The sequence below is a fragment of the Vreelandella neptunia genome, assembly GCF_022489065.1.
GTDB classification, from domain to species: domain Bacteria; phylum Pseudomonadota; class Gammaproteobacteria; order Pseudomonadales; family Halomonadaceae; genus Vreelandella; species Vreelandella neptunia_A.
This window is the reverse complement of record NZ_JAKVTW010000003.1, coordinates 107,483-125,206: the sequence shown is the minus strand read 5'-3', so window position 1 is coordinate 125,206 and position 17,724 is coordinate 107,483. Positions and strand designations below refer to the sequence as shown.

Below are 17,724 nucleotides of genomic sequence, written 5' to 3'. Positions count from 1 at the left end.
CCACAAAAAAGCCCCGCAAGCGGGGCTTTTCGATACTCGTTAGGCTTACTAGCGACGGAATGCGTCAGGGTAGCTGGTTAAATCAACACCCCATAGCATTGGCAGCAGGAAGTAAACCGCCGCGGTAATCAACAACATCGCAATGATGTTGATCCAGAAACCGGTGCGTACCATTTCAATAATTTTAAGCTTGCCAGTAGCAAAAATGATCGCGTTGGGCGGTGTACCCACCGGCAGCATAAAGGCGCAATTAGCGGCCATGGCAGCGGGCACCATCAGCGCGAAGGGGTGAACATTGAGCGCCAAGGCAAGTGAAGCGAGCACTGGTAGGATCATGGTGGCGGTCGCGGTATTTGAGGTGATTTCGGTCAGGAACAGCACCATACCGGTTGCCAGTAGAACTACTAACAGGAAGTTCATGCCTTCCAGCACGCTCATTTGCCCACCAATCCATTCCGCCAGGCCAGAAGAACCAAAGCCTGCCGCAATTGCCAAACCACCGCCGAACAGCAGCAAAATGCCCCAGGGCACATCTTTCGCCACGTCCCAACCCAGCAGGCAGCCGCCCTTGTTTTTAGAAGGAATCAAAAACAGCAGCAGCGCCGCGACAATCGCGATCATGGTGTCGTTAATGCCAGGAATATTGATGATCTGTCCTTGCCACAAAAACGAACGGGTAATCCACATGAAGGCTGCGAATAGGAAAACGCCCAGCACCGCTTTCTCTTCAAAACTGGTGTTACCCAAGGCCCTTTTCTCTTTATTTATTAGCTCCCTACCGCCCGGCAAATGATTAAATTTAATAGGGAAAAATACTCGGGTTAGCAGCAACCACGCGGTTATTAAAAGCACCACGACCACTGGGAAGGCAAACATTAACCAACCGGCAAACGATATTTCGAAACCAAACAGCTCGCTCACAACAGCGGCGAGAATAATATTCGGCGGGGTGCCAATCAGCGTACCCAGACCGCCAATGGTGCCGCCGTAGCCGATACCAAAAATCAGCGCTTTGCTAAATTTATCGATTTCGCCACTGTGGTCGCCGTCGCTTTTTGCAAGCTCCTGACTAACCTGATACACAATCGCCGTACCAATGGGCAGCATCATCATCACCGCTGCCGTATTGGAGACCCACATCGACAGAAAGCCGGTAGCGGCCATAAAGCCGAACACGATGCTATTAATACTGGTGCCCAGAACGGCAATAATCGACAGTGCGATACGCTTATGCAAATCCCACTTTTCCATCGCCAGGGCAATCATAAAACCGCCCAGAAACAGGAAAATAATCGGGTTGCCGTAGGCCGCAGTGACCGTACTTCCATCCAGTGCACCGGTAATCGGCAGCAGCACAATGGGCAGTAGCGAAGTGGCAGGAATCGGGATAGCTTCAGTGATCCACCATACGGCTACCCACAGCGTGGTGGCTAACACCATGCGTCCTTCAAAACTCAGATCTTCAGGGTGAAAAAACATCACGACAAAAGCAAACAGCAGCGGGCCAAGCAGCAAGCCAACCTTCTGCGGAGTCGTGTAAGCGGGCGGTTTAGGTTGATGTGAAGGCTCGCGCTTTTTGTTGGCGGCCGCGGCGTTGGCAGCCCCACCCGTTGGCAGCGCGCACATCAATAAGTTTTTGGCTTGGTAGTGGGAACTCCAGAGCTGATCCCACACCGTCATCAGGGCAGTTTTATGCATACAATTTGCGCCACTTACGGTCAGAGTGAAAAGAACAAAGCGAGGCTCCACATACCGACAAAAATGTCGCCCGAGGGGCAATGCGGATACTCCTTAGGCGCCCTTTATTAACTGCAATAGGCAATTAGTCCAGTGATTTACCCATAATTACCACCAAAGTCTAACAACTTTAGTTTTATTATTAGCAGCTCCTAACAATGACATAGCTATCGTGTTTACGTAAGTTGGCATCACTATTAAAGAATTAATTTCGCGTAGCAATTAAGGAGAATCGAGTGCTTGACCGCTGGACAATGCCGCTTACCCATGGCCCACTCAAGCGCCTCGCGCAACCGTTACATAAAAAGCGAATCACGCCGGATCAAGTAACACTATGGGCTTTTTTAATTGGCATGACCGCCCTGCCGCTACTGGCATTCGAGCAGTTTGGGTTCGCTCTGTTGGCGATAGTGCTAAATCGGGTGGGAGATGGTCTAGACGGCGCTTTGGCACGCTTGAGTGGCCGTACCAGTGATGCAGGCGGGTTTCTCGATATTGGGCTCGATTTCGTTTTCTACGCTGCCGTGGTGTTTGGTTTCGCGCTGGCAAACCCGACCCAAAATGCACTTGCGGCGGCATTGTTACTGTTTGCATTTATCGGCACGGGCACCTCATTTCTAGCCTTTGCGATTGCCGCCAAACACCAGGCAGTAGAGCGCCCCCACTTCCCCACTAAAGCGTTCTACTATCTGGAAGGGTTGACCGAAGGCACCGAAACCGTTTTGGCACTGATCATTTTTTGCCTGTTTCCAGAGCACTTTTCCACACTGGCTATACTGTTTTCAATTGCCTGCCTTATTACTACAGCCACACGACTATGGGGAGGCTACTGGACACTGCGTCGGCATGAAGCCGACTAATATAGCGTATGCTGAAGGATACAGTGACACGCTCTCTCAAGGACGATGCCATATGAAAGATCGTGATGAAACGGCACAGAACCATTTACTCGCGGCGCTACCCGATGACGCCAAGCAGCGACTTGCCCCCTTGTTTGAATCGCTCTACCTGCCACTCGGCCACGTTATTTACGAACCAGGCACGACGTTACAGCATGTCTACTTTCCAATTGATGCCATTGTTTCGCTACTTTATGTCACTGAAAACGGCGCCTCTGCGGAAATAGCCGTAGTGGGTAATGAAGGCATGGTAGGTATTGCTTTATTTATGGGGGGCGAAAGCACAACAAATCGTGCCATTGTGCAAAGTGCTGGCGATGTCATGCGATTACCCGCGACGCCTCTGCGCGATGAGTTTAACCGCCATGAGGGTATGCTCCATTTACTACTGCGCTACACCCAAGCCCTCATTACCCAGATGTCGCAAACAGCGGTATGCAACCGTCACCACTCGATTGATCAACAGCTGTGCCGCTGGTTACTGCTTTCGCTAGACCGTTTGCCCGGCAATGAGCTGATTATGACTCAGGAGCTGATTGCCAATATGCTCGGGGTTCGCCGCGAAGGCGTGACGGAAGCCGCCGGTAAATTGCATAAATTGGGCGTTATCGAATATCGCCGGGGGCATATTAGCGTTTTGAATAGACCCATGCTCGAACAGCTTAGCTGTGAGTGTTATGCCGTGGTTAAACGGGAAAGTGACCGCTTGATGCCTTATCAAGCCATGTATCCAATAAAGCATCTAATAAAAACACCTAATTAAAAACGCTGAAAATACGCAAGCCGAACGCAATTAGTGCACGCAATGTGCGCTAGCGCACGGACGCCATCTCTCGCTACGACCATTGTTCTAGTATGGAAGCATCGTCTGTGCGCTCCCCAGAAAAGTGCACTTTCACAAGGATGGAATCTGTGAACCAATTTCTCCGTTTTGTGCGTTCGCACCATGCGTTTGATGCGCCGTGGGATTCTACTATCCCCGTTAGAGAAGAACTCTTTAGCGCAGAGCGTCTTGAACAACATGCAGGCAGCCTGGCACTTGCTCAAGCGGTGACCGCCTCGCCGCCCAAGGTAGTGTCGTTAACACGACGGCTCAACGTTAACGCTAAAACGCTGCTAAGTGTTTACCGCGCCAGTGCCAGCGCGCTCGCCGGAGGCCGCGATATCGTCCCAGCGGCTGCTTGGCTACTTGATAATTACCACCTGATTGAAGCGCAAATCCGTGAGATTCGCAGTGACCTTCCTCCCGGTTATTACCGCCAGTTACCCAAGTTAGCCCACGGCCCTTTTGCTGGTTACCCAAGGGTATTCGGTATTGCCTGGGCGTTTGTGGCGCATACCGATAGCCATGTCGATCTAGATAATCTGCAAACCTTCATTACCGCCTATCAACGCGTTCAGCCCCTTACCATTGGTGAGCTTTGGGCCGTGGCGATTACGCTGCGTATTGTGTTGATTGAGAACCTGCGGCGCCTTGCCGACCAAATTATCAGTGAACAAACGGCAAGGGATGAAGCGGATGCGTTGGCCGCTAAATGGCTAAAGCCCACCGATCAGCAATCAGCGTTAGAGCGCCACACTTTTAGCGTTGAGACCACTACCTTAAATTTTCATAAAGGACCGCTGGCTGAACCGTTCACTGCCCAGTTGGCTAAGCGATTACGTGGCTTAGACCCTAGAAGCAGCCCACTGGTAGGTTGGCTTGATGAACAGCTCAGCCACCAGGGTGAAACCATTGACGAGATGGTTTTACACGCGCAGCAGCGCCAAGGTGCTGCCAATGTGACGGTTCGCAACATCATTACCAGCATGCGATTTGTCTCCAGTATCGACTGGGCTGAGTTGTTTGAAGGCGTCAGCTTGGTGGATGAGCGACTGAACCAACAGAGCAATTTTGAACAGTTGGATTTTCCCACCCGTAATCAGTACCGCAGTGCGGTAGAGCAGCTCTCACGTGGTTCAAAGCGCACAGAGCTTGAAGTGGTGGATGCAGCTCTGACGCTATCGCGTCACGCAGTGGCAAACACTGGCGAACCCATTGAAGCGGCGCGCATGGGCGACCCTGGCTATTTTCTCATCGGCTCAGGCCGCTCCACCCTGGAACAAACGCTGGGATTTACACCTACGCTTCGCCAGCGCCTACGCCGAACCCCCATTCACCATGGCATTCGCAGCTATATCGTCATGATGACGGTAGTAACATTAAGCTTGATGACGCTGGCGGCCGTGTTACTGCTTTCATTGCCACTTGGACTAGGCGAAGTGCCGTTACCATGGCTACTCTTGCTGGGCATATTGGGTTTTCTGCCGATTGTGGAAGTGGCCACGCTGATCGTTAACCGGCTGATCATTTACTGCATCGATGCTCAGCCGCTGCCAAGTCTTGATCTTGCTAAGGGGATCCCCAACCATCTACGCACCCTGGTTGCTGTCCCTACACTGTTGACCAGTGAAGAGGATTTACAGGAACAGATTGAGCGTCTTGAAGTGCACCACTTATCGAGTGGCGAGGGCGCCCTTGCCTATGTACTCCTTCTAGACGGCGTCGATGCCCCCCAATCGGAATTACCTCATGAGGCAGCGCTTCTTTCTGATGCCCACGCCGCCATTGAGCAGTTAAATGAGCGTTACCGTTTACACGCCCCAGGCGGTTTACAAGCCCCAGGCGGTTTAAGCGCTCAGGGCAGCGATAAGCGCTTCTTTCTGCTACACCGTCGACGGATATTTAACCCCAGTGAAAACACCTGGATGGGATGGGAGCGTAAGCGTGGCAAGCTGCATGAGCTAAACCGCCTGCTACGTGGCGCGCTGGACACCACCTTTATCGACCCGCCCACGCTGCCTGCGGATGTTCGCTATGTCATCACCCTGGACGCTGACACCCGTCTTCCCAGAGGTGCAGCCAGCCGGTTAGTCGGTAAGATGGCGCATCCACTTAACCAGCCACTGATGGATGAACAGCAGCGCCGAGTGGTGCAGGGTTACGCCATTTTGCAGCCGCGTGTTACACCGTCGTTGCCCACCGGAGGAGAGGGGTCTATTTATCAGCGGCTATTCTCTGCCCCAGGTGGGCTTGATCCTTACGCCGCCGCTATTTCAGACCTTTATCAGGATTTAATCGGTGAGGGCTCATTCGCGGGGAAAGGTATCTATGCCATTGATGCGTTTGAAGCATCCTTAGCTGGCCGAGTGCCCGAAAACAGCCTGCTCAGCCACGATCTATTTGAAGGTGTGTTTGCCCGTGCGGGGCTCGCCTCCGATATCGAAGTGATTGAGGACTTTCCCGCCCGCTATGACGTGGCCGCTAAGCGTCAACACCGCTGGACCCGCGGCGACTGGCAGTTGCTTCCCTGGCTATTGGCGCCAGCGCTGCCACTGACGGGGCGCCTGAAAATGCTCGGCAATATACGCCGCTCAGTGCTGCCACCCTTGGTACTCGCAAGTCTTGCGGTTAGTTGGCAGTTCCCGCTCAGTATGGCCATCGCCAGTACGCTGTTGCTGTTAGCCGTGGTGGGAGCGCCTGTCCTGCTCTCGCTAGTCACCTCGCTTATCCCCTTCCGAGCCACAACAAAACTGCGCCACCACTATCACCTTTGGTTTGATGAGCTGAAGTTGGGTAGCGTGCAGGTTCTGCTGCTGATCATCTTTTTACCCGACCAAGCGTGGCGCATGCTAGACGCCATTGCCAGAACCTTAGTTAGGGTATTGATAACCCACCAACGACTGCTTGAGTGGACGTCTGCCGCTCAATCTATGAAGAGCCCTGCCCTGACCGTTTTGGGGTTCTACCAGCGGATGGCACCCGGCACGGCATTGGGTTTAGCGGTCACTATCAGTACGCTTTGGACAGCCAGCAGCGCTTGGCCCATTGCGCTGCCGATGGCACTACTCTGGTTGGCTGCACCGGCCGTGGCGTCATGGTTAAGCAGCAACAAAAGCGCTGTTGTCCAGCCCACTATTTCAGTGGACGAAGCACGCGAGCTACGGCTGATTGCACGGAGAACCTGGCGCTATTTCGAAACGTTCGTGACCGCCACAGACAACCGCTTGCCGCCCGATAACTTTCAAGAAGATCCTCAGCCTGCGCTTGCCCAGCGCACCTCACCCACCAACATGGGGCTTTATCTGCTTTCGACCTTGGCAGCGCGTGATTTTGGATGGGCAGGCACTCAAGCAGCGATGGAACGTTTAGAAGCGACCCTCGAGGTGATGCATGGGCTGCCGCGCTACCGGGGGCACTTCTATAACTGGTACGCCACCCACGACTTGCGCCCACTTGACCCCCGCTATGTGTCCACGGTGGATAGCGGCAATCTTGCAGGTCACTTGATCGTGGTTGCCAATGCCTGCGAAAGTTGGCAAACGGAGCGCTTTCTAGCGGATCCCCGGGTGGGCATTGCTGACACGCTAAATTTGGCCCGCCAGGCACTCCAACAAGCCTCAGTACCGGTGAACAAGAGGCTCCCGGAAAAATTTACGGTTCAGTTAACCGTACAGTTTGAAGCCATTGACGCTCAGTTAAAGGGTGAAGCGCTGCAGCCAGAGTACTTGGCCAGTATCGCCGAGTTGACCCATAAAGCTTTGAGCCTGGTACGCGCTACGCTGGATGAAAAGAGCGACATATACAGCGAAGATGTACTGTTTTGGGTGGAAGCATTGCACTCTTCCGTGGCGCAGCACCGCGCTGACCGTGATAGTCAGGCAAGCGTGGCAGAGGCTGCGTTATCGCTGCGCTTGCAGCAGATTGCCACGTCCGCGCGGCGCCTGGCGATGAACATGGATTTCGCCTTTCTACTCAACAACGAACGCCAACTGCTGTCGATTGGCTACTCGCTGGATGACAACTGCCTGGATACCAGTTGCTATGACCTGCTGGCATCAGAGGCACGGCTTGCCAGTCTGTTTGCAATTGCCAAAGGGGACATCCCTACTCGTCACTGGTTTAGATTGGGCCGTGCGGCAACACCGCTTACCTTTGGCTCGGCCCTGATCTCCTGGTCGGGCTCGATGTTTGAGTACCTAATGCCGTCCCTAGTGATGCGTGCGCCCGGCGGTAGTCTGCTGGAACAAACCAACCGGCTGGTAGTAAAGCGCCAAGAAACCTATGCCACCCAACTCTCTGCGCCGTGGGGTATCTCCGAATCCGCCTATAACGCCCGTGATATGGAGTTCACCTACCAGTACTCAAATTTTGGCGTGCCTGGGCTGGGGCTTAAGCGGGGGCTCTCAGCGGATTTGGTGATTGCTCCTTACGCCACCGGATTAGCCACGATGGTCGACCCCAACGGGGCCTGCCGCAACTTTAAACGCTTAGCGGAGATGGGCGCGCTAGGCCGCTACGGCTTCTATGAGGCGCTAGACTTTACCCGCTCGCGCCTGCCTGCGGGGGAAAGCGTGGTGATTGTGCGTAGCTTTATGGCCCACCATCAGGGCATGACGATCGTCGCCATTGCTAATACTCTGAACCACGGCCAGATGCGCGCTCGCTTTCACCGTGAACCGATGATTCAAGCCAGTGAGCTACTGTTGCAAGAGCGCGTTCCGCGCAATGTGGCGATTGCTCACCCCCGTGCCGAAGAGGTTAAGTCAAACGCTAGCCAGGTGATAAACGAGGCCCAAACCATTCGCCGTTCAACCACGATGGCAAGTGGCCCGCCTATTACTCACTTGCTTTCTAACGGCTGTTACTCGGTGATGTTAACGGCCACCGGCGGGGGTTACAGCCGGTGGCGTAATATTGCGATTAGCCGCTGGCAGCCAGACGCCTCTCGCGATCACCTGGGCAGCTTCATTTTTTTGCGCGATACCCAGCTTCCTGGGGTATGGACCGCAACAGGACAAACCGCTTCGCATTCGGCCAACGCTACCGATGACCATAACCATGTGATATTCGCCGAAGATTACGCTCGCTACACCCATCGCCACGACGACATCACCAGTCACATGGAAGTAATGGTGTCAGGCGAAGACGATTGTGAAGTGCGGCATATCTCGCTCACCAATAGCAGTCGCCATTCCCGTGATATCGATATTACCTCCTACTCTGAATTGGTATTGACCACTCCCAATGCCGACAATGCGCACCCCGCGTTTGCCAAAATGTTTGTGGTGACCGAGTACTTAGATGCATTCAACGCCCTGATTGCGACCAGGCGACGGCGCTCGCCTGACGAAGATGAAGTGTGGGTAGCACACTTTGCTGTAGTAGAAGGCGAAACCGTCGGTGAATTGCAGTTTGAGACCGACCGCGCTCGCTTCTTGGGTCGCGGACGACGTGCGCTAAACGCGGTATCGCTGGGCAAAGATCATCGCTTGTCGGGCAGTGTCGGTAGCGTGCTGGATCCCGTTTTTGCATTGCGCTACCGACTGCGCGTGGCCCCCGGCAAAGCCACTCGCATTGCATATTGGACTGTGGTGGCTTCAACCCGCGAAGCATTGATGGACTTGATCGATAAACACCACGATCGTAGCGCTTTCGAGCGCGCCAAAACCCTCGCCTGGACACAGGCGCAGGTTCAGCTCCGTCACTTGGGCATTCAACCTGAAGAAGCGGCCGATTTTCAGCGTTTAGCCGCCCCCATTTTATACCCCGACCCACGCTTTAGAGCGCCCGCCGAGGCCATTGAACGCGGTGCAGGACCGCAGTCACGCCTATGGCAGCACGGCATCTCCGGTGATCTGCCGATTATTTTAATGCGCATCGATTCTATCGATGACATTGCTCAGGTGCGCCAGTTACTGCGCGCCCATGAGTACTGGCGCATGAAACGGCTAGGCGTCGATGTGGTGATTATTAATGAGCGGGCCTCCTCTTATGTTCAGGATCTGCAACAAGCGATTGAAACGGCCATTCTTAGCAGTCAAACCCAACCCCGGTTCAAAAAGGATCACGCTCAGGGCGCGGTGATTTCGCTACGTGCCGACCTGATTAGTTTAGAAATACGCACGCAGTTACAGTCGATTGCCTGTGTCGCGCTGATGGCCCATCGAGGCAACATAGCGAATCAATTAGCGCTCACACTGCCTGAACATCGCTCTTTACCATCGCGCGCCTTCATCAAACGCTCGCTGCCCAAACACACCCCGACTAATACCGTTGAGGCTGCGCTTGCCCCACTTCCAACGCTTGAGTTTTTTAACGGGCTGGGGGGCTTTGCGGCGCAAGGGCGCGAGTATGTCACGGTACTTGAAGCGGGAAATTCTACGCCGGCACCGTGGATTAATGTGATCGCCAACTCAGGCTTCGGCTTTCAGGTATCAGCGGAGGGCGCGGGCTATGTATGGGCGGATAATAGCCGTGAAAACCAGCTGACACCGTGGTCTAACGACCCCGTGGCTGATCCCAGCGGCGATGTGATTTATGTGCGTGATGAAGAGTCGCTGAACCTCTTTACCGCGACCGCCCACCCTATACGTGATCATGGTCGCTATATAGCTCGGCACGGCTTCGGCTACAGCCAGTTTGAGCATCACACGGATGGTATCGCCCTTGAGCTACTGCACTTTGTGCCGTTAGACGACCCGCTCAGAATATCCCGGCTGCGCATTAGCAATCACTCAGGGCGTCCCCGTAAGCTTTCTGTCACGGCTTACGCGGAGTGGGTATTAGGCACCTCGCGCAGCGGCTCGGCGCCATTTCTTATCTCTCGCTCAGACGCTGACAGCGGCGCGCTGCTGGTAGAAAACCCATGGAACATCGCGTTCCCAGGCCGGGTAGCGTTTTTGGATATGGGCGCCCACCCTACCTTTTGGACAGCTGATCGATGTGAATTCATCGGCCACGGGGGGAGCTTGGCAGCGCCTTTGGGGCTGCGCACTAACGCCCCTCTTTCCGGCACTCACGGTGCGGGGTTAGATCCCTGTGCCACGCTACAGCGCAGCGTAACTCTGGCAGCAGGCGAAAGCGTCGATGTGATCGTGTTACTGGGTCAGGGAGGATCAGCCCAAGAAGCACAGACGCTGATTGCCCGCTATAGAGAAGCCGATATTGATGCTGAACTGGCCACAGTAACAGCGCACTGGCAAACACAGCTTAATGCCATTCAAGTGACCACGCCCGACCGCGCCATGGATATCATGCTTAACGGCTGGCTGCTCTACCAAACCATTGCCTGTCGGATCACTGCGCGCTCAGGGTTCTATCAGGCCAGTGGCGCCTATGGTTTCCGCGACCAGTTGCAAGACGGCATGGCGTTGACGTTTACAAGCCCAGAAACCACTCGCCAACATTTGCTACGCGCTGCTTCGCGCCAGTTTGTCGAAGGTGATGTTCAGCACTGGTGGTTGCCCCATTCCGGCCAAGGGGTACGAACGCGCATTTCTGATGATCGGGTATGGCTCGCCTATGCCTGCGCTCGCTATATAGCCACGTCTCTTGACGTTGGCGTACTGGACGAGCCAGTCAGTTTTCTTGAAGGTGCTTTATTAGAACCCGATGAGCACGACTGCTTTTTTCAGCCCATGATTGCCGGGGAAACAGCGTCACTCTTTGAGCACTGCGCCCGCGGCCTGGATCAAAGCTTAACGCTGACCGGCGAGCACGGCTTGCCACTGATCGGTGGCGGCGATTGGAACGATGGTATGAACCGCGTTGGCGAAGCGGGCAAAGGGGAAAGTGTCTGGCTAGGTTGGCTGCTAGTGCATACGCTGGAGCAATTTTTACCCTTCGCCGAGCAGCGTGAACAGTCACTATCTAGCGCTTCTCTCCTCCCTTTGGATGAGCAGGAATCACCCCGCACCGAGCGGTGGCGTGCCCACGCTATTGCGCTTCGTGTTGCGCTGGAAGGTAGTGGCTGGGATGGCCAGTGGTACCGGCGAGCAACCTATGACGATGGTCATTGGTTGGGCAGTAAAGAGAGTGAGGCGTGCCGGATAGATTCGATAGCCCAAACGTGGGCGGTGCTTTCTGGCGCGGCGAACCCACACCGAGCAGCGCTTGCCATGCGTTCACTTGAGCGCGAGCTCATCATGCACGATGAGCAACTGGCGCTACTGTTCTGGCCTCCCTTTGACCAACCCGAACGCGACCCTGGCTATATCGGCGGCTACCCACCGGGCATGCGCGAAAATGGCGGGCAATATAGCCATGCTGCCATGTGGGCGATACTGGCATTTGCCAAATTAGGCGAAGGCGGTAAGGCCCACGCGCTTTTCTCGCTGCTCAATCCTATCAATCACGCCCGCACGGCTGAAGAAGTGTCCCGCTATCACGTTGAACCTTATGTGGTCGCCGCTGATGTTTACTCGGTTGCGCCGCATACCGGTCGCGGCGGCTGGACATGGTACACGGGCTCGGCAGGCTGGATGTACCGAGCAGGCATTGAAGGTATCTTGGGAATCAGCCGGGAAGGCAGTTGGCTGGTAATTGCTCCCTGCCTGCCTAACGAGTGGCCAGGCTATAGTGCGACTCTTACCGTTGCCGCTACGCATTACGCGGTTGATATCGTCGCCACTGACGAGGCACCCAGCGCAGAGCTGGACGGCAGCCCACTTGCGCGCCAGCAAGGAGAAGTACGAATCCCACTGGACGGTAAAAACCATCAGCTGAAGATAACTATTCAGCGTCACGTTAACCAGGCTAAATCGTGAGTTGTTACCTGCTTTTGGGGGTTTGCTTCTGACTGAAAGCTATATTATGCTCAGCTGCGTACAAGACACGTACAACTCATAAGCAGGTGGTCGACCAACACCACCATTAAGAATCGCATTCACACGGAGCCGTGATATGCACAGCGAAACGCAAAGCGACCTTTCCCAGGCAGGTCTTCAAATTGCCATTCAAGACATCAAGGATGATCTGTTCGACACTCCCGAGTGCGACTACGCCATTGCCCAACTGCTTAACCGCTGGGGCCAAGCTAAAAAAGCCGAGCACCTACTGGATGAGATGCTGCTTAAATGGGGCACTTCCTCTGAAGTTATGGCTTTAACGCAGCAGGGCCATGAAGAAATAAAAGCAGAAATGAAGGCAGCGATGACAGGTAGCGAAGTGCTCGCGGATAATAGCGAACCAATGCGCAAGCCTAAAACCGCACCCGCTCAGCTAAGCGTCGTTGCGGCTTGACTCGCTAATTCATTGATATCAATGCCCCTGGCCGCTTGGCAGGGGCATTTTTAATGGATGCGAGTAGCGTTAATCGAGATGATCCAGCGTGACGATGATGTCTTCCGCTGCAACATTTACGTTCCAGAAGGTATAGCTGTCGTTATCTTCATCTACGAGGCGGATGTCGAAATAGGGATTGGTATAGCCGGTTAACGTCACCCGTTGCGTATCACCGTTCATCAACACATCACTGCCCAACAGATCCTCTTCCCAACTTTTTGAGCTCCCTGGGCTCACGTACATATAGTAGATGGTGTAACCAGTGCGGTTCGTAATATCCACATAGTAGTCTGCTGCTACTGCTAGTGATGAAGCGATTAGCGCCATAAGCGCAACCAACAACGTTCTTATACGCATTGGAAAATTCCCTGGATCTTTTTTTTGGAGTAAACAGCAAGTTGCGAGTTTTGCACCGCTAAGTTTGAACACCCAGCGACATTCTCAGTATATAACCTGCGAGTTTTTTTACACGGCTGCCCGCGGCATACCCGCAGCTGATAGAATGCTGCCCCTTTCAGGCGCGTTAGTGGCCCATCGCCGTAACGTAACCCCTTTTCGACTACCTGAGAGTTGCGCAATGATCGCCACCGCCCACGCAGTTTTCCGGCCACTCATTCGGCTGGGCCTTATCCCGCAGATTTTAATCGGTATTGTTGTTGGGGTATTGCTCGCCCTGTTTGCACCGGGTATTGCCAGCGATGTGGCCCTATTGGGCCAGCTATTTATCGCCGCGTTACAGGCCGTGGCACCTATTTTGGTGTTTGTATTAGTGGCTGCAGCCATCTCTGCTCATCAAAAAGGCCAACCAACCCACATGCGCCCTGTGCTAATGCTGTATGTGGTAGGCACGCTAATCGCCGCATTCATTGCGGTGGCAGCCAGTTTTCTTTTTCCTACAGAGCTTTCATTGAATGCAGGTCAAGTGGATGGCACTCCACCTGGGGATATTTTTAGCGTTCTACGCGATCTGCTATTGAACGCCGTGGCCAATCCCATTAGCGCGCTGATGGAGGCTAACTTTATCGCTATTCTGGCCTGGGCGATCGGACTGGGATTAACGCTGCGCCAAGCCAGCGATACCACCCGTCAGGCATTGAGCGATTTATCCACGGCAATCACTCGCATCGTTACGCTGGTGATTCGATTAGCGCCGCTGGGCATCCTGGGTTTGGTAGCAGGCACGCTAGCAGAGTCTGGCGTTGGGGCGCTGCTCAACTATGCCCAACTGCTAGGTGTGATTGTGGGCTGCATGCTGTTTGTCGCGCTAGTGAGTAACCCGCTACTGGTGTACTTCACCACTCGGCAAAATCCTTATCCACTGGTGTTCACATGCCTGCGGGGCAGCGCGATCACGGCCTTTTTCACCCGCAGTTCGGCAGCCAATATTCCGGTCAACTTAGAACTTTGCCGCCGCCTGAAGCTTGACCCTGACACCTACTCCATATCAATTCCGTTGGGCGCAACGATCAATATGTGCGGTGCGGCCATTACAATTACGGTGATTACCCTGGCCACCACACATACGCTAGGGATTAACGTTGATTTCGCCACGGCGCTGCTGCTGTGCGTGGTTTCAGCGCTGGCGGCCTGCGGCGTTTCAGGGGTGGCAGGCGGATCACTCATGCTGATCCCAATGGCCGCCAATCTGTTTGGCATCCCCACGGAAGTGGCCATGCAAGCAGTGGCGATTGGCTTTGTGATTAGCGTGGTGCAGGACTCCACCGAAACCGCGCTCAACTCCTCAACCGATGTCCTCTTCACTGCTGCCGCCTGCAAGTCACAAGAGGCGAAGCGTTCTTAACCATTCACTATTGGGAGTGGCTTTTTATAATAGCCACTCCTACTAATAGCTACTCCCAGTCGTGCTCGCGCATCAACCATTTGATGGTTTAAAAAGGTTTGCTAAACGCTCACGTTCACCCTCTTCATAAAAACTTGGATCATCGAATAGATCGCGCTGGGTATCATCGAAGATCATTTCTAACGCCCCTGCACTACTTTGTACCATTGGCTCAAAGTGGGCAGTATGGGTGATCAAGGCCGTTACATGGCGGCGGCGATAAATGGCGTAAATACCTAACAGGGTAAACACACAGGCAATATAGATCGGCAGGCCGTGGCTCCCCACTGCTGTCATCAGTGACCCTGCTGCAATTGGCGCCACGGCACAACCCGCCCCGTGCATCACCAGCATATCTGCCGAACCGGAAACAATTTCATCAGGGTGGAGCTGATCGATCAGTTGAGCCACCGCCAGCGGATAGAGCGAAAACGCCAAACCACCCCAGATAAAGTAAAGCCCCAATAGGGCTTCATGGTTGGGCGCAAAGGGCATAACCGCTGCGATCACCGCTGCTAAAAGCACCACCCAGGTCATCACCCTGGGGCGGTCATGCTTATCCGAAAAACGCCCAATAGGGATTTGTAGCAATGCGCCGCCAATAATCGCCACGCTCATCACCAGCCCGACCCCACCAATATCAAACCCCAACTGAGTGGCGTAGACCGGGGTCATCGACCAGAACGCGCCCATGGCAAGCCCAGACAAGGCAGCGGAAGCCACCGCCAGCGGTGCAAAGCCTAGTAACGCCCGTAGGCTGCTTTTAGGCCGCTCGGGGATCTTAGGCTGAACGCGACGAGTCAGGGTGATCGGTAATAGCGCCCAACTGATCAAAATAGCGATGACAACAAAAAGTAAAAAGTCTTGCGGCGAAGAGAGTCGCAGTAGCTGCTGAGCAATGGCTAACGCCCCTAAGTTAACCACCATATAAACCGCGAAAATACGCCCCCGCTCATGGCTGGCGGCTTGGCTATTCAGCCAGCTCTCGATCACGGTGATTAAGGTAATAAACGAAAGCCCATAGATGACCCGCAATGGTAACCATACCCAGGGGTTAACAAAGATGAGGTGCAAAAGCGCTACCGATGCACAAATGGAGGCGCAGAAGCCAAAGGTACGGATATGTCCCATGCGCCGAATTAATCGCCCACTCACCCAGGTGCCGCAGATGAACCCAACAAAGTAGCCGGACATGATGATCCCGAGCACCGCACTGGAGAAGCCCTCATCAGTACCCCGCAGCGTTAGCAGCGTATTTAATAAGCCGTTACCAAGCAGCAACAACGCCACGCTCTGCAGTATCGATTTAACCGGTTTGAGCATTGCCAATGAACGCATTGCGTTTCCTCGCAGCAGACAACTTAAAGTTCATCAAGAAAGTTCATCAAGAAAGTAGATGCATAAAGAGTGCCACTGAAAGCTTTCAACACAATCATTGACAGGCTAACGTTCTTTATATAGAACGTTCTATAAAAGGAACAGCATTAAGAGCAGCCGGACGATACGTTATGGATAAGCTTTCACTCAGCACGCTAGGCCAACACCTCCAGTCGCTTCGTTTAGAGCGTGGCTGGTCGTTGTCGCAGCTGGCCAATGAGGCAGGCATCGCCAAATCTAACCTATGTCGCCTTGAACAAGGTAACGGCAACCCCACGCTGGATACTATTTGGCGCTTGGCGGTGCAGCTCAACGTCCCTTTCGGCACGCTGGTGGCGCCGATTACCGTACCTCTCGGCGAAGACGGTGTGCAGGTGCGCTTAATTGATCAAGGCAAAGATGCGCCCCAAGTTGACGCCTACTGGATGCGCTGTGCGCCCAACACGATTCGCAATGCCGAAGCCCACACAAAGGGCACACGTGAATCGCTAACGCTGATTAGTGGCTGGCTTGAAGCGGGGCCAGAAGGGGCTACTACCCAGCTTAGGCCAGGGGATACGATCACCTTCGCCGCCGACCAGCCGCATCTCTATCGTACCCAAGAAGCAGAAGCCACCTTAATGATGACCATCACCTACGGTACGGAAGGCAATTTACCATGAGCCAGCTTGCCAGCCACTCCCCAGTCCGCCATGCATTAAAAGGCGTGCGCGAAGCTATTCCACTGCTGGGGGGCTATATTCCAGTCTCGCTCTCTTTTGGTCTGGTCGCTACCCAAGCGGGTTTCTCTACCTGGGAAGCCGCGGCTATCTCCTTATTGATTTACGCCGGTGCTTCGCAGTTTCTATTTGTAGGTATGGTGGCGGCAGGATCGCCGCTTTGGCTAGTCGTGGCAATGACACTGCTGATCAATGTGCGCCATGTGGTTTATGGCCCTAACCTAGCAGCTTTATTACCACGCAGCCGCCACTGGCCATGGCTGATGCACGGTCTGACCGATCAAGTCTTTGCTCTGGCATTGACGCGGCTACCCCAATTGCCGACGCCCGAACGCTTTGGCTGGTTCTTAGGTGCATCGCTACTGGCCTGGGGCGTTTGGATAGTGGGTACCGTGGTAGGCGCCACCGCAGGAGAAACGCTAACACAACGCTGGCCGCTACTGGGTGAAATTATGCCGTTCGCCCTTCCAGCGCTATTTTTGACCATGATCGCGCCGCGTTACACCGATAAACGTTGGGCAGTGGCGTTGAGCTGCACCATTCTCTCAGCGCTACTTTTGACGCTCTATGGCTGGAGTAATGTGGCCATTCCGTTAGCCGCTGGCTGTGGCGCCCTCTGCTTCTATACGGTGAAGCTCCAAACACGGAGACGTAGCTCATGAGTACTTCACTTTGGTTGGCCATTTTTGCTTCCGCACTGGGCACCTTGCTGATGCGCGTCGTCCCTTTCCTATGGATGCAGCGGCGCCTTAATAGCGAGACTGGCCTTAATAACATGCCCCAATGGCTTGGCATTCTAGGCCCGCTGATGATTGCGGCGGTGCTGGGTGTATCGATTATGCCGGTTAACCCGAGCGCTATTTCCTGGCTTGCCACGGCTATCGGTTTATTCGTTACGCTATTGGTATGGTGGCGAGTGCGCTCATTGGGCTGGCCGGTGGCGGCTGGGGTTGCGGTGTATGGGGTGGTGCAGGTGATAGCCTACATTTGATAATGCTTTGCATTAGCTTTTGCGGCATGCCATCATCTTGCCTCTGCCGTCCATGC

General features: G+C 54.3%; 11 protein-coding genes. 8 read left to right on the top strand and 3 right to left on the bottom strand.

Annotated features, from left to right (window positions below; translation table 11 throughout):
- Positions 1-48: 48 nt before the first annotated feature.
- On the bottom strand, positions 49-1,698 hold the full coding sequence (locus MLE19_RS06760; protein WP_240717343.1) for a DASS family sodium-coupled anion symporter: 1,650 nt from the start codon (positions 1,696-1,698) through the stop codon (positions 49-51).
- 275 nt (positions 1,699-1,973) lie between these two features.
- Here MLE19_RS06760 and MLE19_RS06755 point away from each other — a divergent pair, with 275 nt between their 5' ends.
- From MLE19_RS06755 to MLE19_RS06740, 4 genes are all read left to right on the top strand, one after another.
- Positions 1,974-2,597: a CDP-alcohol phosphatidyltransferase family protein gene (locus MLE19_RS06755; RefSeq protein ID WP_240717341.1), complete on the top strand. Its 624-nt coding sequence runs from the start codon at positions 1,974-1,976 to the stop codon at positions 2,595-2,597.
- A 52-nt stretch (positions 2,598-2,649) separates the two neighbouring features.
- Positions 2,650-3,399: a Crp/Fnr family transcriptional regulator gene (locus MLE19_RS06750; RefSeq protein ID WP_240717340.1), complete on the top strand. Its 750-nt coding sequence runs from the start codon at positions 2,650-2,652 to the stop codon at positions 3,397-3,399.
- Positions 3,400-3,539: 140 nt separating this feature from the next.
- Complete coding sequence (locus MLE19_RS06745; protein ID WP_240717339.1) at positions 3,540-12,224, top strand: GH36-type glycosyl hydrolase domain-containing protein; 8,685 nt, start codon at positions 3,540-3,542, stop codon at positions 12,222-12,224.
- 136 nt (positions 12,225-12,360) lie between these two features.
- Positions 12,361-12,699, top strand: a complete 339-nt coding sequence (locus MLE19_RS06740; RefSeq protein WP_240717337.1) for a hypothetical protein — start codon at positions 12,361-12,363, stop codon at positions 12,697-12,699.
- Between the two features lie 69 nt (positions 12,700-12,768).
- Here the strand turns inward: MLE19_RS06740 and MLE19_RS06735 are convergent, their stop codons facing one another.
- Positions 12,769-13,098 carry a hypothetical protein gene (locus MLE19_RS06735; RefSeq protein WP_240717335.1) on the bottom strand — a complete coding sequence of 110 codons (330 nt, stop codon included), beginning with the start codon at positions 13,096-13,098 and terminating at the stop codon, positions 12,769-12,771.
- A 220-nt stretch (positions 13,099-13,318) separates the two neighbouring features.
- Here MLE19_RS06735 and sstT point away from each other — a divergent pair, with 220 nt between their 5' ends.
- The gene (sstT, locus tag MLE19_RS06730; protein WP_240717333.1) at positions 13,319-14,542 is read left to right on the top strand and encodes a serine/threonine transporter SstT; all 1,224 of its coding nucleotides are present in this window, start codon (positions 13,319-13,321) and stop codon (positions 14,540-14,542) included.
- Positions 14,543-14,614: 72 nt separating this feature from the next.
- Here the strand turns inward: sstT and MLE19_RS06725 are convergent, their stop codons facing one another.
- Positions 14,615-15,919, bottom strand: a complete 1,305-nt coding sequence (locus MLE19_RS06725; protein WP_240717332.1) for an MFS transporter — start codon at positions 15,917-15,919, stop codon at positions 14,615-14,617.
- 170 nt (positions 15,920-16,089) lie between these two features.
- Between MLE19_RS06725 and MLE19_RS06720 the strand changes: the two genes are divergently transcribed.
- Genes MLE19_RS06720 through MLE19_RS06710 form a run of 3 tightly spaced genes read left to right on the top strand, consistent with a single transcriptional unit; the run spans position 16,090 to position 17,668 of the window.
- Entirely contained in the window at positions 16,090-16,620 is a 531-nt protein-coding gene (locus MLE19_RS06720; RefSeq protein WP_240717330.1) for a helix-turn-helix domain-containing protein, read from the top strand.
- Positions 16,617-17,339, top strand: coding sequence for an AzlC family ABC transporter permease (locus MLE19_RS06715; RefSeq protein ID WP_240717328.1), 723 nt, complete (start codon positions 16,617-16,619; stop codon positions 17,337-17,339). Before MLE19_RS06720 ends, MLE19_RS06715 begins: the two co-directional genes overlap by 4 nt.
- On the top strand, positions 17,336-17,668 hold the full coding sequence (locus MLE19_RS06710; protein WP_240717326.1) for an AzlD domain-containing protein: 333 nt from the start codon (positions 17,336-17,338) through the stop codon (positions 17,666-17,668). The genes MLE19_RS06715 and MLE19_RS06710 overlap by 4 nt, the downstream gene beginning before the upstream one ends.
- Positions 17,669-17,724 lie beyond the last annotated feature (56 nt).

Coding starts and splice junctions, on each gene's coding strand:
- MLE19_RS06720 (WP_240717330.1), top strand. CDS start 16,090: ATGGATAAGCTTTCACTCAGCACGCTAGGCCAACACCTCCAGTCGCTT.
- MLE19_RS06740 (WP_240717337.1), top strand. CDS start 12,361: ATGCACAGCGAAACGCAAAGCGACCTTTCCCAGGCAGGTCTTCAAATT.
- MLE19_RS06745 (WP_240717339.1), top strand. CDS start 3,540: ATGGAATCTGTGAACCAATTTCTCCGTTTTGTGCGTTCGCACCATGCG.
- MLE19_RS06735 (WP_240717335.1), bottom strand. CDS start 13,098: ATGCGTATAAGAACGTTGTTGGTTGCGCTTATGGCGCTAATCGCTTCA.
- MLE19_RS06725 (WP_240717332.1), bottom strand. CDS start 15,919: ATGCGTTCATTGGCAATGCTCAAACCGGTTAAATCGATACTGCAGAGC.
- MLE19_RS06750 (WP_240717340.1), top strand. CDS start 2,650: ATGAAAGATCGTGATGAAACGGCACAGAACCATTTACTCGCGGCGCTA.
- MLE19_RS06715 (WP_240717328.1), top strand. CDS start 16,617: ATGAGCCAGCTTGCCAGCCACTCCCCAGTCCGCCATGCATTAAAAGGC.
- sstT (WP_240717333.1), top strand. CDS start 13,319: ATGATCGCCACCGCCCACGCAGTTTTCCGGCCACTCATTCGGCTGGGC.
- MLE19_RS06760 (WP_240717343.1), bottom strand. CDS start 1,698: ATGCATAAAACTGCCCTGATGACGGTGTGGGATCAGCTCTGGAGTTCC.
- MLE19_RS06710 (WP_240717326.1), top strand. CDS start 17,336: ATGAGTACTTCACTTTGGTTGGCCATTTTTGCTTCCGCACTGGGCACC.